Source organism: Streptomyces sp. NPDC005408 (assembly GCF_040606445.1).
Taxonomy (GTDB): Bacteria; Actinomycetota; Actinomycetes; order Streptomycetales; family Streptomycetaceae; genus Streptomyces.
On sequence record NZ_JBEXEX010000040.1, the window covers coordinates 23,510 to 45,274 of the forward strand.

At 72.4% G+C, this 21,765-nt stretch carries 15 protein-coding genes; 10 read left to right on the forward strand and 5 right to left on the reverse strand.

Translation table 11 applies throughout. The features are described 5' to 3' along the window. Positions 1-46: 46 nt before the first annotated feature. Entirely contained in the window at positions 47-241 is a 195-nt protein-coding gene (locus tag ABZS64_RS28895; RefSeq protein WP_355835822.1) for a hypothetical protein, read from the reverse strand. A gap of 297 nt (positions 242-538) precedes the next feature. Here ABZS64_RS28895 and ABZS64_RS28900 point away from each other — a divergent pair, with 297 nt between their 5' ends. The 6 genes from ABZS64_RS28900 to ABZS64_RS28925 all read left to right on the forward strand — a co-directional run bounded on the left by ABZS64_RS28900 (position 539) and on the right by ABZS64_RS28925 (position 9,617). After that, complete coding sequence (locus ABZS64_RS28900; protein WP_355835824.1) at positions 539-931, forward strand: ankyrin repeat domain-containing protein; 393 nt, start codon at positions 539-541, stop codon at positions 929-931. Positions 932-1,208: 277 nt separating this feature from the next. Further along, entirely contained in the window at positions 1,209-2,627 is a 1,419-nt protein-coding gene (locus ABZS64_RS28905; protein ID WP_355835826.1) for a HEAT repeat domain-containing protein, read from the forward strand. Positions 2,628-2,732: 105 nt separating this feature from the next. Next, a complete protein-coding gene (locus tag ABZS64_RS28910) occupies positions 2,733-3,857 on the forward strand; it encodes a glycosyltransferase family 1 protein (RefSeq protein WP_355835829.1) in 1,125 nt (374 codons plus the stop codon). Beyond that, the gene (locus ABZS64_RS28915; protein ID WP_355835832.1) at positions 3,854-5,014 is read left to right on the forward strand and encodes a glycosyltransferase; all 1,161 of its coding nucleotides are present in this window, start codon (positions 3,854-3,856) and stop codon (positions 5,012-5,014) included. The genes ABZS64_RS28910 and ABZS64_RS28915 overlap by 4 nt, the downstream gene beginning before the upstream one ends. Beyond that, entirely contained in the window at positions 5,011-6,024 is a 1,014-nt protein-coding gene (locus ABZS64_RS28920; protein WP_355835835.1) for an SGNH/GDSL hydrolase family protein, read from the forward strand. Before ABZS64_RS28915 ends, ABZS64_RS28920 begins: the two co-directional genes overlap by 4 nt. Further along, entirely contained in the window at positions 6,021-9,617 is a 3,597-nt protein-coding gene (locus ABZS64_RS28925) for a hydantoinase B/oxoprolinase family protein (protein WP_355835838.1), read from the forward strand. Before ABZS64_RS28920 ends, ABZS64_RS28925 begins: the two co-directional genes overlap by 4 nt. Before the next feature lie 57 nt (positions 9,618-9,674). Here ABZS64_RS28925 and ABZS64_RS28930 read toward each other — a convergent pair whose 3' ends face one another. From ABZS64_RS28930 to ABZS64_RS28945, 4 genes are all read right to left on the reverse strand, one after another. After that, the gene (locus ABZS64_RS28930) at positions 9,675-10,538 is read right to left on the reverse strand and encodes a biotin-dependent carboxyltransferase family protein (RefSeq protein WP_355835839.1); all 864 of its coding nucleotides are present in this window, start codon (positions 10,536-10,538) and stop codon (positions 9,675-9,677) included. Further along, complete coding sequence (gene pxpB, locus ABZS64_RS28935; RefSeq protein WP_355835842.1) at positions 10,535-11,152, reverse strand: 5-oxoprolinase subunit PxpB; 618 nt, start codon at positions 11,150-11,152, stop codon at positions 10,535-10,537. Before pxpB ends, ABZS64_RS28930 begins: the two co-directional genes overlap by 4 nt. After that, positions 11,149-11,913: a 5-oxoprolinase subunit PxpA gene (locus ABZS64_RS28940; RefSeq protein WP_355835846.1), complete on the reverse strand. Its 765-nt coding sequence runs from the start codon at positions 11,911-11,913 to the stop codon at positions 11,149-11,151. The genes pxpB and ABZS64_RS28940 overlap by 4 nt, the downstream gene beginning before the upstream one ends. 61 nt (positions 11,914-11,974) lie before the next feature. Further along, positions 11,975-13,252: an MFS transporter gene (locus ABZS64_RS28945; protein ID WP_355835849.1), complete on the reverse strand. Its 1,278-nt coding sequence runs from the start codon at positions 13,250-13,252 to the stop codon at positions 11,975-11,977. Positions 13,253-13,411: 159 nt separating this feature from the next. On the opposite strand from ABZS64_RS28945, the gene ABZS64_RS28950 reads away from it, so the two are divergent. The 4 genes from ABZS64_RS28950 to ABZS64_RS28965 all read left to right on the forward strand — a co-directional run bounded on the left by ABZS64_RS28950 (position 13,412) and on the right by ABZS64_RS28965 (position 21,699). Then, positions 13,412-14,146, forward strand: coding sequence for a GntR family transcriptional regulator (locus tag ABZS64_RS28950; RefSeq protein WP_355835852.1), 735 nt, complete (start codon positions 13,412-13,414; stop codon positions 14,144-14,146). Positions 14,147-14,207: 61 nt separating this feature from the next. Further along, the gene (locus ABZS64_RS28955; RefSeq protein ID WP_355835855.1) at positions 14,208-15,743 is read left to right on the forward strand and encodes a hypothetical protein; all 1,536 of its coding nucleotides are present in this window, start codon (positions 14,208-14,210) and stop codon (positions 15,741-15,743) included. Positions 15,744-15,984: 241 nt separating this feature from the next. Continuing rightward, positions 15,985-16,884, forward strand: a complete 900-nt coding sequence (locus tag ABZS64_RS28960; RefSeq protein WP_355835858.1) for a hypothetical protein — start codon at positions 15,985-15,987, stop codon at positions 16,882-16,884. 33 nt (positions 16,885-16,917) lie between these two features. After that, positions 16,918-21,699, forward strand: coding sequence for a hypothetical protein (locus ABZS64_RS28965; RefSeq protein ID WP_355835861.1), 4,782 nt, complete (start codon positions 16,918-16,920; stop codon positions 21,697-21,699). The last annotated feature ends 66 nt before the right edge of the window (positions 21,700-21,765 follow it).

Here is a 21,765-nt window from a genome sequence, read left to right on the forward strand (position 1 = left end):
CTGAAGGTGCGATGGGTGCAGATGGTGCTGGCCGGTACTGCGGGCGTCAGAACTTGATCCCGCCCAAGAGGCTGGCGAGACTCGCGCTGCCGGCCTTGATGCTGGGTGCGATGGCGGTGCCCGAGATGAAGAAGCCGAAGAGTCCGCAGACGAATGCGTGGGACCCCTTGAGTCCGTCCTTCCTGAAGAAGAGGAAGACGATGATGCCGAGCAGTACGACGCCTGAGATGGAGAGGATCATGAGCGGTTCTCCTGGTTGAGGGGACAGTCACCATGAGTACTTCCATGCTCACAGGAAGTATCTATGTGATAAAAGGTGCAAATGGGTGAAATTCTCGGGATTTCACTGCACTGGAGGACGTCGGGCCACCGGCCGGGGGGCACACTGCGCGGTTGCACGGCACAGTGCCTCCCTTGCGGTGATCCTTGCCGCAGCCGAGCCGCCTCATGTCGGGTTACGGGCAGTACCCTGTCGATTCACTCGTACGGTGGCTCTTGCCGTGCGCCCCAGGTCAACGCGTGAAAGGCGGTCCGTCCGATGAGCGAAGCCCCGGATCCCGAGGTGATCGAGCTCGCCACCAAGGTCTTCGACCTGGCGCGCCAGGGAGAGACCGAGGCACTCGCCGCGTACATCGACGCCGGTGTGCCCGCCAACCTCACCAATGACCGCGGCGACACCCTCGTCATGCTCGCCGCCTATCACGGGCACGCCCCGGCCGTGGAGGCGCTTCTCGCCCGCGGCGCGGAGCCGGACCGGGCCAACGACCGCGGCCAGACGCCGCTCGCCGGTGCCGTCTTCAAGGGCGAGGACGCCGTCATCCGCGTGCTCCTGGCCGGCTGCGCCGACCCGAAGGCAGGCACGCCCTCCGCGGTGGATACTGCGCGGATGTTTGGGAAGACGGACCTCCTGGAGCTGTTCGGCGATCAGTGAGCGACCAATGAGCCGTCGCCCAGAGGCCGTTGACAGGTCGCCGAGAGGTCGCCGGGAGGGACGCCGTAAATGTGGTCGCGGTGGCGAAATGGGTGGGTCATCATGACGTCAGCCCTACCCCGGACTTCATCCGGGAGTTCCCCCGGGGCCACCGACGAGAGGTAGAGGAAGATGGTCTACACCAAGCAGAAGACGACGGGCGGCCCTACATGTTGCTGCGCGGCCTAGGCATCTCCACTCCCCGGTTGCGTCGACAGCTTGATGTGAGGCTTTTCCCATGTTCGATCCAGTCATAGCGCCGAGCGGCACGCTGCTCGGCCTGCTGCAGAGGGGCCGCGGTGACGGCACGCTGCACGCGCTCGCAGCGCCGCGCGCCGAAGCGCTCGCCGCGCTCAATCACTGCGTACTGAACGACCCCCGCCACGACTGGCAGGTCGAGAACCGCTCCCTGTACTACGCGCGCCTCTACCTGGATCTCCACGGCAGCCTCGAGGAGATCGAGCGCCACCTGTGCGACACCGAAGACCACCTCGACACCGACGAGGCCAGGACCGGCCTCGCGCTCGCGGTGCTGGGGCATCTCGCCTCGTACGGAAGGGGCGACGCCCTTTCACTGCTGCGGCGCTACGCCGCGAGCGGCGCCAACTGGACCTGGGCCCTCGACGAGCTCGCCCTGCGGGACAACGACTCGGGCCTGCGCGCCCTCGCCGCCTCCGTCCTCGCCCGTTTCCCGGCCACCCCGGAGGGCGACGCCGAACTGGCCGTCGCCGTACGGGACGCCTTCGAACCACGGCCCTGGCGGCTGTGGGCCGAAGACCAGCGGGACACGATCGGCGGCCGCGTGCGCGCCGCCCGGGAGGCAGGCTCCTTCGACCGCTGGCAGCGCCAGATGCGACCCACCGGGCCCCGCCCCGGCTGGAGCGTCCAGGCCGTCTTCGACTGGGCCGACCAGGGACTCGAGCGCGGCAGCGCCCTCCACGTGCCCGCCGCCCGCTGCCTGTCCGCCGTTGCGGGACCCGAGGACCGGCCCGCCATCGTCGAAGCCGCACGCGCGGGATCCGACGGCGCGCGCTGTGCCGCGCTGCACTATCTCGCCGAGTCACGCGACACCGTCGTGCTCGATCTGATCGAGGCCGCCGTGTCCGGCGGCTCCCGTACCGTCGCCGATGCCGCCGTCTCGGCGTTCGAGCGGATGTGCGGCGACGGGGCCGTCGACCGGGCCCGCGGCTGGGTCCACCGGCCCGACGCGCTCGGCGCGTCAGCGGCGGGCGTGCTCGCCTGCAGAGGCACGGCCAAGGACGCCAAGCTGGTGCTCGGCGCCCTGCGCGAGACCGTGCGGGCCGACGGGCCCGACGCCCCCCTGCTGTGGACGCTCGTCGACGGAGCCGGACGGCTCGGTATCGGCTGCGCCGCACCCGTACTGCGCCATGTCTACCGCGAGACCGCCTCCTCGCAGCTGCGCGGGCGCGCGGCCCGCGCGCTCGCCGCCACCGATCCCTCCTTCCCCACCGGATTCGCCGTCGAATGCCTGTGGGACTGCGAGGAGACCACCAGGGAAGTCGCCGCGCTGCACGCCGAGACCGGTGATGTGCGCGTCGCCGAGAGACTGCGCCGCCTGGCCGCCGATCCGGCCGAGGAGGCAGAGGTGCAAACCGCCGTACGCAGCAGAATCGGCCCGGACATGCCCGCTGTGTGACATTCGGGACGCGGAAGGGCGGCGGCCACAAACGCTCATGGGACGTTCCCCGAGCGGAAAGATCCACGTTGGGTCAGCCACCCCGAGTGCGACGACAACACGGGTATGCGAGTCGTCATCGTCACCGAATCCTTTCCGCCAGACGTCAATGGTGTGGCGCACTGCGCCCTGCAGACCGCCCGGCACCTCGCCGCGCGCGGTCATGACCCGCTCGTCATAGCCCCGGCAGTCGCCGGGGCCGACGACTCCGACCGAACCGCGCCCTGCCCCGTGGTGCGCGTCCCCTCCCTGCCCCTGCCCGGATATCCCCAAGTACGGGTGGCCCTCCCCAGCCGCCGCGTCGCGGCGACCATCGCCGCCCACCGGGCCGACCTCGTCCACCTGGCCAGCCCGTTCGTGCTCGGCGTGCGCGGCATGGCGGCCGCGGCACGGCTCGGCCTGCCGGCCGTCGCCGTCTACCAGACCGACCTCGCCGGCTACGCCCGCACATACGTGGGCGCCGGCGAAGGCGCTGCGTGGCGGCGCATCCGTACGGTCCACAGCGCCGCGGACCGTACCCTCGCGCCCTCCAGCGCCGCTCTGCGCGATCTGGAGGAGCACGGTGTCGAGCGGGTGCGGCTGTGGCCGCGCGGCGTGGACACCGCACGTTTTCGGCCGGAGCTGCGGGACGAGGAACTCCGTCGCGAGCTCGCCCCGAACGGCGAGCTGATCGTCGGCTACGTCGGCCGGCTCGCCCCCGAGAAGCATGTCGAGCTGCTCGCCGGGGCCTGCGGGATGCCCGGCGTACGCGTCGTCGTCGTGGGTGACGGGCCGAGCGAGACCACCCTGCGCAGCGCGCTGCCCGGGGCCGTCTTCCTCGGCCGCAGGACCGGAGACGACCTGGCGCGGATCTTCGCCTCGCTGGACGTCTTCGCGCACACCGGTCCGTACGAGACCTTCTGCCAGACCGTGCAGGAGGCCATGGCCAGCGGCGTGCCGGTCATCGCCCCGGCCGCGGGCGGGCCGCTCGACCTGGTCGACCACGGGCGTACGGGCATGCTGGTCGAGCCGCGGGACGTGGACGCGGTGTCCACGGCCGTCGCGGCGCTCGCCGCCGACCCGCAGCTGCGGGCCGCCTACGGGCGCGCAGGACGGGCCGCAGTCGAGGGCAGGACCTGGGCCGTGATCGGGGATCTGCTCCTCGACCACTACGCCGAGGTGCTCGGCGCGCGTACGGCGGTGGCGGCATGAGCGCGCTGCGGATCGTACGGCTCGCGAACTTCGTCACCCCCGCCTCCGGCGGCCTGCGCACCGCGCTGCGCGAGCTCGGCAAGGGCTACGCCGCCGCGGGCCACGAGCCCGTGCTGATCGTTCCCGGAGACGTGGAGAGCGACCGGATGACCCCCCAAGGGCGGGTCATCACCCTGCCCGGGCCCGAGCTGCCCGGCACCGGCGGCTACCGCGTGCTGGCCGCCCGGCGACGGCTGCGGGACGTCCTGGAGCTCCTGGAGCCCGACCGGATCGAGGTCTCCGACCGCACCACCCTGCGGTGGACCGGCGAGTGGGCGCGGCGCCACCGCATCCCCTCGGTGATGGTCTCGCACGAGACGGCCGACGGTGTGCTGCGCACCTGGGGTCTTTCCGAGTCCGTCGCGGCCCGGACCGCGGACCGGCTCAACCGCCGTACCGCCTGGGCGTATTCGCGGATCGTGTGCACCACGGAGTGGGCGGAGCGGGAGTTCATCCGCATTGGGGCGCGCAATGTCGTACGAGCGCCCCTCGGCGTTGACCTGCGCCGCTGCAGGCCGGGGCGGCGCAGCACGGTGCTGCGCGCCAAGCACGCCGCCGGGGCCGAGGTGCTTGTGCTGCTCTGCTCCCGGCTGTCGGTGGAGAAGCGTCCGGGCATGGCCCTGGACGCGCTCGCCGAGCTCCGGGCGCGGGGCGTGAAGGCCTCCCTCGTTGTCGCGGGCGACGGGCCGCTGCGGGCCGCGCTGATCCGCAGGGCCCGTGCCGAGCGGCTGCCTGCCCAGTTCCTCGGCTATGTCGGCGACCGCGAGGCGGTGGCCGATCTGCAGGCGGCTGCGGACATCTGCCTGGCGCCCGGGCCCGCCGAGACCTTCGGGCTCTCGGCCCTGGAGGCACTCGCCTGTGGCACGCCGGTCGTCGCGAGCGCGTCGTCGGCGCTGCCCGAGGTGATCGGGGACGCGGGAGCGGCCGCGGTCGACACGCCGACGGACTTCGCCGACGCGGTGCAGAAGCTGCTGGCCCGTCCCGAGGACGAACGCCGCGAGGCGGCCAGGGCGCGGGCCGAACTCTTCGACTGGCTGCGGTCGGTGGACGCGTTCCTGGCGGCCCACGACGCACCGCGGCTGCGCGAGCGGGCACACGGAGAGGGAGTGGCGGCATGACGGCCGCACCGGCGACCGCGGTCGCGGACGAATCGGAATCGGAGGGCGGGGCTTCGAGCGCCCGCGATGCGCCGATAGCGGTGGTGGGACTGGGGGCGCGCCCCACGCACGCCGGTCTCGGCGCGGCCGAGCTCGCATCCGTACCCACCACAAGGGCGCTGCGTTTCGTCGCCCTCGGGGACTCCCTCACCGAAGGTGTGGGCGACCGGGTCGCCGAAGGGTGGCGCGGGTGGGCCGCCCTGCTCGCCGGCGGGATCGGCTGCGTCCAGGCGCCCGCCGAGTTCCGCAACCTCGCCGTCAGCGGCGCCCTCACCAGGGACGTCGCCGAACGGCAGACCCCCGAGGCGCTGGCGTTCGCACCGGACATCGCGTCCGTGCTCGTCGGGGTGAACGACACCTTGCGCTGCACCTTCGACATCGAGGACATGACCCGGCAGCTCGACTCCGTATGCGCGCAGCTGACCGCGGGCGGAACCATGCTGCTGACGGCCTGTCTGCCCGATCCCGGCAGCATGCTCGGTCTTCCCCTGCCGCTCGCCCGCCCCCTCGCGAGGCGCCAGCGGGCGGTCAACGCCGTCGTCCACGCCCTGTCGGCCCGTTACGGCGCCGTACATCTGCATGCCGCGGAGGCGTCCTGGGTCGCCGACCGGACGATGTGGAGCGCCGACCGGCTGCATCCGGGCGAGCGCGGGCACCGGATGATCGCGCGGCGTTTCCACGAGCTGCTGGCCGAGCGCGGGCTCGCCCACGGGACCGCGCCCGGCAGCGACCCCGAACAGGCCCCTCCGGGCCGCGCCGCCGCCGCGCTGTGGCTCGCCACGGCCGGGACCGGATGGGTGGCGCGCCGATGCACCGATCTGCTGCCGCAGCTGCTGCGGCTGGCGGGCGCGGAGGTACGCCACTGGGCACGCGGCACCAGTGAACGCCTGGACCGCAGCGCGGAGCACGCGCTGTCGGCGGCGCTGGCTGCCGTGTCCCTGGACGTTTCCCTTGCCAGAATGGGGGAATGAGCGGGCGCTGGGAATTCTGGATCGACCGTGGCGGCACCTTCACCGACATCGTGGGCAGACGGCCCGACGGACGGCTGGTGTCCCGGAAGCTGCTCTCGCACAACCCGGAGCGGTACCGGGACGCGGCCGTCGCCGGGATCCGGCTGCTCCTGGGCGTGGCCCCGGGCGACCCCGTGCCGGCCGACCGGGTCGACAGCGTCAAGATGGGCACCACCGTCGCCACCAACGCCCTCCTCGAACGGCGTGGCGAGCCGACGGTGCTGGTCATCACCGAGGGCTTCAGGGACGCGCTGCGGATCGCGTACCAGAACCGCCCCCGGCTCTTCGACCGCCGGATCGTGCTGCCCGAGGCGGTGTACGAGCGCGTCATCGAGGTCCCCGAGCGTGTCGACGCGCAGGGCGAGACCGTCCGGCCCCTCGATCTGGCAAGCGTCACCGAGCAGTTGAAGGCAGCCCGCGCCGAAGGCTTCAGCAGTGCCGCGGTCGTGCTGGTGCACGGCTACCGCCATCCCGCCCACGAGACCCGCATCGCCGAAGCCGCCCGCGCGCTCGGTTTCACCCAGGTCAGTTGCTCCCACGAGGTCAGCCCGCTGATCAAACTGGTACCGCGCGGCGACACCACCGTCGTCGACGCCTATCTCTCGCCGATCCTGAGGCGGTACGTGGACGAGGTCGCGGCCGAACTCGACGGCATCCGCCTGATGTTCATGCAGTCCAACGGCGGACTGCGCGAGGCCGCCCACTTCCGCGGCAAGGACGCCGTGCTCTCGGGACCGGCGGGCGGCGTCGTCGGCATGGCCCGCACCGCCGAACAGGCCGGATTCGGCCGGGTCATCGGCTTCGACATGGGCGGCACGTCCACCGATGTGTCGCACTACGCGGGCAAGTTCGAGCGCGAGCTCGGCACCCAGGTCGCCGGTGTGCGGATGCGCGCACCCATGATGAACATCCACACCGTTGCCGCGGGTGGCGGCTCCGTCCTCCACTTCGACGGCCGCCGCTACCGCGTGGGACCCGACTCTGCAGGGGCCGTCCCCGGCCCCGCCTGCTACCGCCGCGGCGGCCCGCTCACCGTCACCGACGCCAATGTGATGCTGGGGCGCATCCAGCCCGACCACTTTCCCGCGGTCTTCGGCCCCGGGGGCGACCAGCCACTGGACGCCGAAACCGTGCGCGAGCGCTTCGCCGCGCTCGCCGAGAACGTGCACAAGGAGAGCGGCACACAGCGCACGCCTGAGGAAGTCGCCGCCGGTTTCCTGGAGATCGCCGTCCTCAACATGGCGAACGCGGTGAAGAAGATCTCCGTGCAGCGCGGCCACGACATCACCCGCTACGCACTGACCTCCTTCGGCGGCGCGGGCGGCCAGCACGCCTGCGCGGTCGCCGACGCACTCGGCGTCAACACCGTCATCGTGCCGCCGCTGGCCGGGGTGCTCTCCGCGTACGGCATCGGGCTCGCCGACGCGACCGCCATGCGCGAGCAGTCCGTGGAGGCGGAGCTCGACGAGGCGGCCCTCGGGCGCGTACGCACCCTCTGCGACGAACTTGCCGCACGCACCCGCGCCGAACTGCGCGCCGACGCCGTCGCGGACGCCGCGATCACCACGCACGCGCGCGTGCTGCTCCGTTACGCGGGAACGGACGCGGCACTGCCCGTGCCCCTGGACACCGTCGCCGCGATGAAGGAGGCCTTTGAAACGACCCACCGTTCGCGCTACGCGTTCACCATGGACAAGCCGCTCGTGGTGGAGGCGGTCTCCGTCGAGGCGGTGGGCACGGCCGGTGAGCACGGCGCGTACATCGTCGAAGAGATCGCGGGCGACGGCGAGTTCGCCCCGCGGGCCGTGGTGCGGATGTTCGTGGACGGCGAGCATCGGGACACGCCTCTGTACCACCGTTCGGATCTGCGCACCGGCGACCGTGTGGAAGGACCGGCGATCATCGCCGAGGCCGATGCCACCACCGTCGTCGACCCGGGCTGGCGCGCGGCCCCGGACGAGGGCGGGCATCAGCTGCTGACGCGCGTACGGCCACGCCCGAGCCGGGTCGCCGTGGGCACCGAAGTCGACCCGGTGCTCCTGGAGGTCTTCAACAACCTCTTCATGGCCATCGCCGAGCAGATGGGCGTACGCCTGGAGAACACCGCCCACTCCGTCAACATCAAGGAGCGGCTCGACTTCTCCTGCGCCCTCTTCGACGCGAACGGCAATCTGATCGCCAACGCGCCCCATATCCCCGTCCATCTCGGCTCGATGGGCGAGTCGATCAAGGAGGTGCTGCGCCGCAACGAAGGCTCGATGAAGCCGGGCGACGTGTATGCGATCAACGACCCGTACCACGGAGGCACCCATCTGCCCGATGTCACGGTCGTGACACCCGTGTTCGACGGGGACGAGCTGCGCTTCCTGGTGGCCTCGCGCGGCCACCACGCCGAGATCGGCGGTATCACCCCCGGCTCCATGCCCGCCTTCAGCCGCACTGTGGACGAGGAGGGTGTGCTCTTCGACAACTGGCTGCTCGTGCGTGACGGGCGGCTGCGCGAGGCCGAGACCCGGGAGCTGCTGACCACCGCCCGCTACCCGTCCCGCGCGCCCGACACCAACCTCGCCGACCTGCGGGCCCAGATCGCCGCCAACGAGAAGGGAATTTCCGAACTGCGCAAGATGGTCGGCCAGTTCGGACTCGATGTCGTCCAGGCCTATATGCAGCACGTACGGGACAACGCGGAGGAGTCGGTGCGCCGTATCGTCGCCGGGCTGAGCGACGGCGCGTACCGGTACGAGACCGACGGCGGCGCGGTCATCCAGGTGGCCCTGCGCGTGGACCGCGCGGCACGCAGCGCCGTCATCGACTTCACCGGCACTTCGCCGCAGCAGCCGGGGAATTTCAACGCCCCCAAGTCCGTGGTGATGGCCGCGGTGTTGTACGTCTTCCGGACGCTGGTCGCCGACGACATTCCGCTCAACAGCGGCTGTCTGGAGCCGCTGGACGTGAGGGTGCCGGACGGCTCGATGCTCGCGCCCGCCCACCCTGCGGCCACGGTCGCGGGAAATGTTGAGACCTCGCAAGCCGTCACCGGCGCGCTGTACGCGGCGCTGGGCGTCCAGGCCGAGGGCTCGGGCACGATGAACAATCTGACCTTCGGCAACGACCGCGTGCAGTACTACGAAACGGTGGCCAGCGGCTCGGGTGCGGGCGACGGCTTCGACGGGGCGGACGCCGTGCAGACCCATATGACCAACTCGCGTCTGACCGACCCCGAAGTGCTGGAGTGGCGCTATCCGGTGCGCGTGGACGCCTTCGCCGTACGGGAGGGCAGCGGCGGGCAGGGGCGCTGGAGCGGCGGCCGTGGAGTGGTCCGCAGAATCCGCTTCCTGGAGCCGATGACGGTGGCGCTGCTCACCGGGCACCGCCGCGTCCCGCCGTACGGCATGGCGGGCGGTGGGACGGGCGCGCTCGGCACGAACCTGGTGGAGCGGGCCGACGGCACCGTGACGCAGCTGCGCGGCGTCGACTCGGTGGACGTCGGTCCCGGGGACGTGCTCGTGATGCACACGCCGGGCGGCGGGGGATACGGGACTCCGGGGACGTAGTCGGCGGGCGGGGTCCAGGTGGGTCCGGGGGCTTGGTGTCCGTGGGCCCGGGTGGGGTCAGCGGACCGGGACGAAGCGGACGGGTATGCCCGGCACGGCCTGTGCAGCCGCCGCGAGATCCCGCTCGTCGACGACCGCCACGACCGGATAGCCGCCGGTGGTCGGGTGATCGGCGAGAAAAACCACAGGGCAGCCGTCCGGCGGCACCTGCACGGCCCCCAGCACCATGCCCTCGCTGGGCAGTTCACCGGTCTGCGCCCGCTCCAGCGACGGCCCTTCGGTACGCAGCCCGATCCGGTTGCTCGCCGACGAGACCCGGTAGGCGCCACGGGCCAGCGTGTTGAGTGCCGACCCTGTGAACCAGTCGGCACGCGGCCCGTACCGCACGCGCAGTACCAGCTCGCCCGGCGGGGCGGGATGCGGGACAGCGTCCACGCGCGCGTGCGCCGCGGGCGGGCTGCCCAGGGGGAGTACGCTTCCGTCCGCGAGCGGTGCGGGACCGAGGCCCGAGAGCAGATCCGTGGACCGGCTGCCGAGCACCGGTTCGACGGCCACTCCGCCGCCGAACGCGATGTAGCTGCGCACCCCGAAAGCCGCGGACCCGATGTCCAGGAGGGCACCGGCGGGCACGTGCACCGGGGCTCCCCAGGCCGCCGGCCGTCCGTCCACGGTCACCGGGCAGGGAGCACCGCCGACGGCCACGGTCACCGCACAACGCGGGCGTACGGCACAGCCGTTGAGCGTCGTCTCCAGGACGGCCGCCTCCACGCGGTTGCCGACGAGCCGGTTGGCCAGCCGGGCGGCCGGCAGGTCGAGTGCGCCCGAGCGCGGCACCCCGAGATGGGCGTGCCCCGGCCGCCCAAGATCCTGCACGGTCGTCAGTGCCCCGGCCCGTACGACGGCAAAGGCCCGGTCGGTCATCGGCACTCCGGAACGAAGCGCACGCGCGTCCCCGGCGACAGCAGCGCTGCGGGCTCCCGCGCCGGGTCCCACAGCACGGTGTCCGTCGCCCCGATGAGCTGCCAGCCGCCGGGTGACGAGCGCGGATACACCCCGGTGTACGAGCCCGCCAGCGCCAGCGCGCCGGCCGGGACCGACGTGCGCGGGGTCGACCTGCGCGGCACCGCGTACTGCGGCGACAGCCCGGTCAGATAGCCGAAGCCGGGCGCGAACCCGCAGAATGCGACCCGGAATTCGGCCGCCGAATGGATTCGTACAGCCTCCTCCTCGGACACCTGCCACAGCGCCGCGACATCCGCCAGATCGGGACCGTCGTAGCGGACGGGTATGTCGATGGCGTCCTGCACGCGCGCGTGGAGCGCCGGAATTTCCCATTCCATAAGCTCCCGCGCGAAGTGCCCGGGCCTCTCGAGCCCGTCGAGCAGCACCGTACGCGCGGCGGGCACGATCTCCCGGATCGGGGGGAGGGTGCCCGAGGAGCGGCGGCGCAGCAGTTCGGCATGGAGCGCCCCGGCCTTGTCGCCGTCGTCGAGCTCGACGAGGAGCGCCCGGTCGCCGACCGGCAGGGCTCTCATACGAAGGCCTCCACACGGACGCCCACGGTCTCCAGCTGCCGCCGCACCCGGCGGGCGAGCGTGACCGCCCCCTCGGTGTCGCCGTGCAGACAGAGCGAACGGGCCCGCACGGGGACCGACTGACCGCAGCGCGAGGTGAGCACCCCGAACCGGGCCATGCTGACCGAGCGTTCGACGACGGCGGCCGGGTCGCTGAGCACCGCGCCGTCCTGTCCGCGCGGCACAAGCGTCCCTTCGGCGGTGTAGGCACGGTCCGCGAACGCCTCGGTGACGGCGGGCAGTCCGGACTTCTCCGCCATGGTGTGCAGCTTCGATCCCGGCAGTCCGAGCAGCGGCAGCCGCTCGCCGGCCAGCAGTACGCCGTCGACGACGGCCGCCGCCTGCTCCTCGTCGTGGACGACCCGGTTGTAGAGGGCGCCATGAGGTTTGACGTACGAGACACGCGACCCGGCCGCCCGGGCGAAGATCTCCAACGCGCCTATCTGATAGGCGATCTCGGCGGACAGTTCGTCCGGCGGGACATCCATGGAGCGCCGTCCGAAGCCGGCCAGATCGCGGTACGAGACCTGGGCGCCGATCCGCACGCCGCGTTCCGCCGCCAGCTCGCAGACGCGCCGCATCGTGGCCGCGTCCCCGGCATGGAAGCCGCAGGCGACATTGGCGCTGGTGACGACGGACAGCAGCTGCTCGTCGTCGGTCAGCCGCCAGCGGCCGAAGCCCTCGCCGAGGTCGGCGTTGAGATCGATGGACGCCCAGGTCATGTGCTCCTCATTCCTGCTGCTCGTCAGGCCGCGCGGTACTGCTCGTCGCGGGCGTCCGTGGTCACACCAGCTCCTTGCCGCGCGTCTCGGGCAGACCGAGGAGCGCCACGACCGCGAGGCCGTAGCCGACGGCGCCGAGGACGAGCGCGCCGCCCACACCCCAGCTGTCGGACAGAAAGCCCACCAGGGTGGGCAGGAACGCGCCCACGCCGCGGCCGCAGTTGTAGGTGAAGCCCTGGCCGGTGCCGCGGACGGCCGTCGGATACAGCTCGCTGAGGAACGAACCGAAGCCGCTGAAGATCGCGGACATGCAGAACCCGAGCGGGAAGCCGAGGACCAGCAGCAGGCCGTTCGCCCCGGACGGGATGTTCGTGTACGCGATGATCCCGATGGCCGACAGCACGGCGAAGAGCGTGATGTTCTTCTTGCGGCCGATCCGGTCGGTGAGATAGCCGCCGGTGAGATAGCCGATGAAGGAGCCGGATATCAGGAAGGTGAGGTAGCCGCCGGTGCCGACGACGGTGAGCCCCCGCTCGGTCTTCAGATACGTGGGCACCCACGTAGCGAGCGTGTAGTAGCCGCCCTGGACGCCGGTTGAGAGCAGCGTTGCGAAGAGCGTGGTGCGCAGCAGGTCGTTCCTGAAGATCGAGAAGAAGGAGCCGCGCTCGGTGCTTGCTGCGCGCCGCGCAGCCGCCTCGGGCGCGTCGCTGACATTCCGCCGTACGTAGATCACCAGCAGCGCCGGCAACGCACCCGTCCAGAACATCACGCGCCAGGCGGTGTCGGCGTCGAGGAACTGGAAGACCAGGGTGTAGACGATGACGGCGAGCGCCCAGCCCGCCGCCCACGCGCTCTGGACGGCACCGAGGGTACGGCCGCGGTGCTTGGCGCTCGCGTACTCCGCGACCAGGATCGCGCCGACGGCCCACTCGCCGCCGAAGCCGAGGCCCTGAAGGGCGCGGAAGACCAGCAGCGTCTCGTAGTTGGGGGCGAATCCGCACAGCACGGTGAACACCGCATAGGTGATCACCGTCAGCATCAGCGCCTTCACCCGGCCCACCCGGTCGGCGAGTACGCCGGCCAGTGCCCCTCCCACCGCCGAGACGACCAGCGTGACGGTGGTGAGAAGTCCGGTCTGTCCGTTGTCGAGACCGAAGTACGCCGCGATCGCCACCATGCTCAGCGGCAGCGTGAAGTAGTCGTAGGAGTCGAGGGCGTACCCGCCGAACGCGCCGCCGAAGGCGCGGCGGCCGCGCGGACCGAGAGCCTTCAGCCAGGCGAACGCGCCGGTGTTCTCCGGGAGTTCGCCCTGCTTCGACTGGGTCTGGGTCGTACTCATCTGCACCTCGCAGAAGGGGAGGAGGGTGCTGTCGAGACTGTGCGGTGACGCCAAGGTAGGGGATTGTTGAACGATCCGACAAGAGTCATGTCGGGTCGTTCTTGCTTCTACGATGGAGTCCGCACGCCGGCGGAGTGGCCGGCGAGGAGAGAGGGCGTTGTGGGGACGACGGAGCCCGGGATCGGCGGACTGGCGGACGACCGCCCGCTGTTGGGTCGCACCAGCACGGCGGAGAGGGTCGCCGACATCCTGCGCACGCGCATCGCGGAGGGCTACTTCCCGCCGGGAGAGCGCCTTTCCGAGGACAGCATCGGCAAGGCGCTCGGCGTCTCGCGCAACACGCTGCGGGAGGCTTTCCGGCTGCTGACTCACGAGCGGCTGCTCGCCCATGAGCTCAACCGTGGGGTATTTGTCCGGAAGCTGGCCGTCCAGGACGTCGTGGACATCTACCGCACACGGCTGCTGGTCGAATGCGCCGTCGTCCACGGTCTCGGAAAGCCGCCGTACGCGCTCGAAGAGCTCGAAGCGGCCGTGGCGGGCGGTGAGCGCTCGGAGCGCGAGCGCGACTGGAAGGGCGTCTCGACCGCCAACATCCACTTCCACCGCGAACTCGTCGCCCTCGCCGGCAGCGCGCGCACCGACGAGCTGATGCGCAGTGTGCTGGCCGAGCTCCGGCTCGCCTTCCACGTGGTGGACAACCCGCGACGGCTGCACCAGCCCTATCTCGTACGCAACCGGGCAATCCTCGAAGCGCTTCAGGCGGGCGACCGGACCGGCGCCGAGCGGCTGCTCACCGACTACCTCGACGATTCGCGGACGCAGATGGTGGAGACGTACGCGCATCTCGTCGCCGACGAGGACACGGACGCGGACACGGACACGGACGGAGCGTAGCCGGACGGTCGCTTCTGCGCCGTTTCGACCGTTGTCAGTGCGAGGACCTAATCTGTGCAGCGTGACTTCGCCTGTCTCGACTGCCTCGACGGAATTCGTTCCGCCCCAGCTCAGCGCGGCGCCGCGGCCCGCGCAGGGCCCGGCCGCCGACGAAGGGCTGGCGCGGCGGCTGCGCGCGCTCGCGTGCACCGCGCCGCTGCACGACCTCGACACCCGCAAGGCGAATCTCGCGGGGGAGTACACGGTGTACGCGATGGCGGAGGTCGCCCTCGCGGCCATCGACCTCGTCACGCTCAACATGGACTTCGACACCGGCGCCGACCACGACCAGATAGTGGCCAGGCTCCTCCCGCGCGTCGCCGCCCAGGCACCGCAGCGCCCGGTCGCCGAGCACGAGCGGGTCGCCCGCTGGGTGCTGGAGAACCTGATCAACGTGGGCAGCGTGGACCGCGGCTTCCGCGCGGTGTACGGCACCTTCGGCCCCGACGGCGTCTACACCCGCCGTGACTACGACTTCAAACTCATCGAGGAAGTCCCGGGATACGGCGGCAGCGTCTATCTCCGCGCGACCGACGAGGCGGTCAACGTCCTGGTCGGCGCGCTCGACACGGATGTCACCAGCGCCCAGATCGCGGCCGAGGTGAAGCTGGAGGTCCTGATCAGCCGGGGCAGGCTCGCCGACGCCCAGCTGGCGGCGGAGCAGGCCCGATACCGGACCGTGCAGTACGCCGAGACGCTCCGCAGAACCCTGGAGGCGACCCGGCGCAATGTCCGTGCCGTCGACTGGCTCAACGCCGTCCCCGACATGATCGCCGAGGCGCTCGACCATGTCGCCGACCGCTACCGCCATGAGAACGCGATCCTGACGAACATCCGCAAGGCGCGCGACGAAGCCGAGGACCCCGAGCACAAGCGCCGCGCCGCCGAGCTCGTCGACATCGTCAAGGACTGCATCCGCCGTCACACCCAGCTGCAGTCCCGGCTCCTTGAGGCGGGCCCGCTGTTCCGCGCCGAACAGGACCGCCAGGCCTTCGCCCGCCCGACCGCGCGGACCGGACTCGATCTGTACGGACAGCTGCTGGCGCCGCTGCTGCCGCTCCCCGTGGAGGCGGCGATCCGCGTCACGGACGCGTTCTTCGCCCGCGGGACGGGGCTGCGCACACCGTCGTCCGTACGGGTCGGCGATCTGGTCGACATGCTGCTCACGCCGCCGCTGGAGCGCGAGCACCTCGGGGCCGAGATGCCCGAACCGGATCTCATCGCCACGCCCGACGACAGCCGCTTCAGCGAGGAGCAGCTGGCGAGCGCGATGGAACTGCTCGACCTGGAGCACGACGCGCCGCGCCGCCTCTCCGGCCTGCTGGCCGAGGCGCGCCGCCGCGACCCCGAACTGCCGTATCTGGTGGCCCTGCTGGCCATCCACGCGGCAAGCCCCCCGGTCGGCACGGCCTACCGCCAGGGCGAGGAGCGGCTCCTGTTCGCCGTCGACGACGGCACGGACCTGGACGACCCGGAATTCGGCGGCGCGGACCTGATCGTGGGCACGGCGCTGCTGGACGCGGCGGGCATGGCGGCGGCGCGTTCGGAGGCGGCATGAGCACGATCCCCGGGGCTCCGCCCCGGACCCCTGCGCCTCAATCGTCGGCGGGGCCGGATGTGCGGCTGGGCCGCACATGTCAGCCTGTCCGGAGTTTGAGGACACGCGCGAAGCGCGTCCCGGGGGTCTGGGGGCTCGCCCCCAGTTTCGGGAAGGGGCGGGACTGGGGCCATGCCCGCCGCAGGCGCACCGCCCGACCCGCACCCCACCCCCTCACCGCAGACCTGCCGCAGGAGCACCCGTGACCGACCACCATGCCGAGCAGCACGCGTGGCGCGAGACGGACGTCCAAGAGGCGCCCGCACCGGCCACCGGTGCCGCCGTCACGCCCGCCGACGCCGCCGACGCCGCCCGCCTCGTCTCCTTCGGGCTGCAGCCCAAACTGCTCCCCGCCCGCGACGCCGAGTACGCCGAACTTCTGCGCCGCTACCGCGAAGACGCCCCCTTCGCCCGGCTCGCGGACGCCGTCGCCACCGGCCTCGGCCTCGTCGTCCTCGAAGTCTCCACGCGTGCAGGAATGGCCGTCGCGGCCGGTGAGGACTCCGTCTTCGCCGTCCGCATGGGCGACTACGCCCGTCGCGCCTCCGCCGACTCCGCGGACCGCTTCCTGCACGGCCTGGCCCATCTCGCCGTCGCCGCCATGGCCTTCCCCCGCCCCGAGGACCTCGCCGACGACGGCTACATCGGCCGCATCACGGTCAACGGCGTCGACGCCTTCGTACGCCAGGCCTGTCGCCGCCTCGAAGAGCGCGCCGACGAGCAGGGCGAGAACACCGACCCGGCCACCGACGCGCCCGGCCTGGAAGCGGCCTGGCGGATCTACGCACGGCGCAGCGCCACCGGCGCCACCAAAGACGCCCGCCGCCTCGCCGGATCCACCACCGGCATCGTCGGCAAGGCCGTCGCCTTCCTCACCGACTCCGGATTCCTCCAGCGGACCGGCGACGACGCCGGAGGCGCGTACCGCACCACGGCCCGATACCAGCTGCAGGTACGCGACATGGCGGGCAGCGCGGCCATGGCCGAACTGCTCGAACTGGGCGTCGTACCGGTCAGCGACGGCAGCGCCACGCTCGTGCCGCCGACCGACGCGGACGACCTGGAGCTGACCGCCGACGCGGGCCTGCCCTTCCACGCCTGATCCCCCACCTGCCACTTACGAGAGTCCGCCGCCATGTACGAGCTGTCCCGGGTACGCCTCTACTCCATCGGGCCCGCCGGTGCGCGCTATGCCGACACCGTGCTCGACCTGCGCGGAGTCGGCGAGCCCGTACCCCACCCCGCCCCCACACAGGCGGAGTTCTTCGAGGATGAGCCGGTCGGCCCGCCGCGCCGCCCCGCGCCCGCCGGCGTGCTCTTCCTGGAGAACGGCGGCGGCAAGTCCGTACTGCTCAAGCTGATCTTCTCGGTGATGCTGCCCGGCCACCGCAACACACTCGGCGGCGCCAGCTCCGGCGTGCTCCGCAAGTTCCTGCTCGCCGACGACTGCGGACATGTCGCCCTGGAGTGGCAGCACACGCTCACCGGCGAACTGGTGGTGGTCGGCAAGGTCAGCGAGTGGCGGGGCCGTCAGGTCTCCAACGACCCGCGGAAGTTCGCGGAAGCCTGGTATTCCTTCCGGCCGGGCCCCGGGCTCAGCCTCGACTCGCTGCCGGTGGCCGAGTCGACCGCCGTCCGCACGCCCGTCGAGGGCGCGTCCGGCGCGCAGGGGCGCCGTCGCACGATGAAGGGCTTCCGGGACGCCATCACCGAGGCGGGCAAGGCGTATCCGCACCTCGACGTCTACTGGGAGGAGATCCACGACCGCTGGAACGCACACCTAGGCGAAGTGGGTCTCGACCCCGAACTGTTTCGCTACCAGCGGGAGATGAACGCCGACGAGGGCGAGGCGGCCGGCCTCTTCGCGGTCAAGAAGGACTCCGACTTCACCGACCTGCTGCTGCGTGCCGTCACCGACACACGCGACACGGACGGACTCGCCGACCTCGTCAGCAGCTTCGGCAACAAGCTCGGCCGCCGCGCCGAACTGACCGCTGAGCGCGACTTCACGGCCGGTTCGGTCGATCTGCTCGGCCGGATCGTGGAGGCGGCCGAGGCCCGGACCAGGGCCCGGGACATCCACGCAGGTGCCGAGCGCCGTACGCGTACGCTCGCCCGCCGGCTCTCCCTGCGGGCGGCCGAGGAGCGGGGGCGTACGGCCGACCTCGCCCAGCAGGTCACCGCCGCCGCCCACACCGTCACCGAGGCCGAGCAGGCGCGCAGCCGCAGTTCGCTGATCGCCGCCGAACTGGCCTACCGGCACGCATCGCTGGCACTGACCGTCGCCGAGAAGAGCGCCGCGGCGCAGCGCCGTGAGCTGACCGACGCGCGTACGCTGCACGCCGCCTGGCAGGCGGCCGAGGCCGTGCTGCGCCACCGCGCCGCAGGCGACCGCTCCGCGCGGGTCGCCGCCGCCATCCGCGAGGCCGAACGGGACGCGGCCCCCGCGCTCGCCGCCCGCGCCAAGGCCGCCGCCGACCTCGTCCGCGCACTGCACTCCGCGGCGGAGGACGGTGAGCGGGTGGCCAACGAGCAGGAGGAGCGCTCTGCGGCGCTCCAGGAGGCGGGCGAGGCCGCCCACCGCGACGCCACGGCCGCCGCCACCGAGGCACAGCGCGCCCGCAGCGAGATCGGCCATCTGCGACAGCGGCTGAGCGAGGTCGAGCAGGAGACGGCCGAGGCGGTCCGGGCGGGCTGGCTCGACGACACCGCACCCGACGCCGACCCGGCCAGGGCCGCGCTGGCGGCCAGCGACGCGGAGAAGACGGCGGTCGCGGCCTGGGACGTGGCACGCGAGGCCGGTCGCACGACGGCGGACCGCGCGAGGGAGGCGGCCGCTGCGGAGTCCCGAGCCGAACTGGCGGCGGCCCGCGCCTCGGACGCGGCGCTGGCCGCCGAGCATGCCTACGAGGCGGAGCGCCGCGCGGCCGACTCGATCGCCCAGGACGAGCGCCTCGCGGAACTGCTCAGCCTGCCGCCGGCGGTGCACGCGGCGGTGCCTTCGCCGCGGCGGGGCGCCGGTGCGGACGAGGCCTCGGGTGCTGCCGCGACGGCCCGCACGGCCGAGGACTCGTCGCAGAACGGGGGCAGCGCCCACGGCGGGTCCGACGACGGCCCGGCCGACGGGGCCGGCAGCCGCACCGTCGCCCACCCCCTGCGTACAGCCGAAGATCCCCTCACCGCCGAGGAGTTGGACCGCTACGCCGACGAGCTGCGCGAGCAGCTCGACCAGTACGTCGCCTCCGCCGAGCGCCAGCTCTTCGACCTGCGCACGGCTGCAGCCGACGACGCGCGCATCCTCGGCGCGCTCGGCGACGGCGGGCTGCTGCCCCCGGGGCCCGACGTCCTCGCGACCGTCGAGTACCTCGGCGAGCACGGCATTCCCGCCCTCCCCGGCTGGCGCTACCTCGCGCAGGCCGTCGACCCGGCCGACCACGCTGCGGTTCTCGCCGCGCGTCCGGAGCTGGTCGACGGTGTGGTCATCACCGATCCCGCCTCGCACGCCCGCGCCCGCGAAGTCCTCGCCGGTGCCGCGCTGTTGCCCCGCTCCGCCGTGGCGGTCGGCACGGCCGCCGCGCTGCTCGCGCCGGTGCCCGGACCGGGTACGGGCGGCAGTGGCGACGCGGACGTGTTCCTCGTACCGCCCAACCCGGCGATGCACGACGAGCACGCGGCGGACGAGGAGCGTCAGACGCTGCGGGCCCGCGCGACCGCACGCGACGAGGAGATCCGAGCCCTCGCGGCCCGGCTCGCGGGCGACCGTTCGCTCGCGGCCCGGCTCGGCTCGTGGCGTGCGGACTGCCCGCCCGGCATGCTCGCCGAGCTCGCACAGGGCGCGCAGAGCGCCCGTGCGGCAGCCCAGGAGGCGCAGGAGACGCTCGCCGAAGCCCGTACCGCACGCGCCGAGGCGGACGAGGCAGCCGCGGACGCCGCCCGGGTGCGCGACGAGCGCCAGGAGGCGGCGCAGCGCGCCCGCCGTGCCGCAGACGCTCTCGCGGGCCTGGCCTTCCGGCTCCGCGAGCGCGCGGGCTGGCAGGTGAAACTGCGTGAACTGGCGGACGACGCAGCCGAGTCCGAGGCCCGGGCCGCGACCTGCCTGGAGCGGGCCAAGGCCGCCGACGAGGACCGCCGTGCCGCCCAGCGGGCCGGGGACGACGCGCGCCGCACCGCCCGCGCACTGCGGGCCGAACGGGCGGAGATCGCCGGGGCTCCGGAGAATCTGCCGGAGGCCGATGCGGATGCCCCGCGCACCGCCCTTCCCGCTCTGCGGGAGGCCTACCGCGCCGCCTCCCAGCTGTACGAGAAGGTGGGCGTCGGCGCCGACCTCCGCGCCGAGCAGGCACGTGCGGAGAGCGACGAGAGCGCCGCCCTCGCGGAGCTCGACCGGCTCACCAACAAGGTCCGCACCCGTGCCGCCCAGCTCCTGGAGGGCACGGACGGCGCCGACGGGCCGTCCCGCCAGGCGGCGGCCGCACGCGCCGAGTCCCTCGTACAGATGCTGGAGTCGCGCGCTTCGGAGGCCAGCGAGAAGCTGGGCCGCCTGCGTGGCGAAGCCGAGCGCCTTGCCCCCGCCGACGGCGAGTCGCACACCGAGCTCCCCGACGACCTGGTCCCGGCCGACGCCGAGCAGGCGCAGGCTCTGCTGCGTACGGCGACGGCCGAACTGGCAGCGCGCACCGACGCGTTGGAGACGGCCCGTGCCGCGCACGCCGGTCTGCTCCAGGCCCACCGGGCCGCAGAGGACGCGGCCGGCGGCTTCGACGAGACCGCGGCGCTCCTGCGCGACCTGCTGAGGGAGCACCACGACGAGGAAGGCCAAGAACCCGAGGCGTACCCCGGCACCCTGGAGGAAGCACGTCACTCCGCCGCGGAGGCCCGCCGTTCACTGCGCGGCTGCGCCACCGACCTGTCCGCCGCCGAGGCGGCCGTGCGGGAAGCGAGCGACATCCTCGTACGGCATGCCAACTCCACCCGGTACGAGCAGGTACGCACTCCCGCGCGCCAGCAGATCCGGGAGCTGCCCGCTGCCGCGCTGCCCGAGCACGCGGCGAAGTGGGCGGAGGCCTTCGCGCCCCGGCTGCGCGTACTGACCGACGAGCTGGAGCAGTTGGAGCGCAACCGCGACACCATCGTCGACCGGCTGCGCGGCCTGGTGGACTCCGCGCTGACGACACTCCGCTCGGCACAGCGGCTCTCCCGGCTGCCCGAGGGGCTGGGCGAGTGGTCCGGCCAGGAGTTCCTGCGCATCCGCTTCGAGGAGCCGGACCAGGCGACGCTCGCCGAGCGGCTGGGCGAGGTCATCGACGAGGCGACGCGCGCGGCGGTGAAGAAGAACTCCGCAGCGGCCTACGGGGAGGGCCGCCGGGACGGAATGTCCTTGCTGCTGCGCGGTGTTCAGGCAGCGCTGCAGCCCAAGGGCATCGCCGTCGAAATCCTCAAGCCGGACGCCGTGCTGCGCGCCGAGCGGGTCCCTGTGGGGCAGATGGGCGACGTCTTCTCCGGCGGCCAGCTGCTCACCGCTGCCATCGCCCTCTACTGCACGATGGCCGCGCTGCGCAGCAACGACCGCGGCAGGGACAAGCACCGCCATGCGGGCACGCTCTTCCTGGACAATCCGATCGGCCGGGCCAACGCGACGTATCTGCTGGAACTGCAGCGGGCGGTCTCCGATGCGCTGGGTGTCCAGCTGCTCTATACGACAGGGCTGTTCGACACCACGGCCCTCGCCGAATTCCCGCTGGTCATCCGGCTGCGCAATGACGCGGATCTGCGCGCGGGCCTGAAATACATCAGCGTCGAAGAACATCTGCGCCCGGGCCTGCCGCAGCAGGACCCCTCGGGCGAGACGGTCCACGGCGAGATCACGGCAACGCGCATGTTCAAGCGAACCCCGGTCCCGGCGGAGCCGGTGGACTAGGGCCGGTCGTTCGGATCTTGCCGGGCCCTGATCGACCGGCCACGACCTGGGCGGTACGCGTTACGG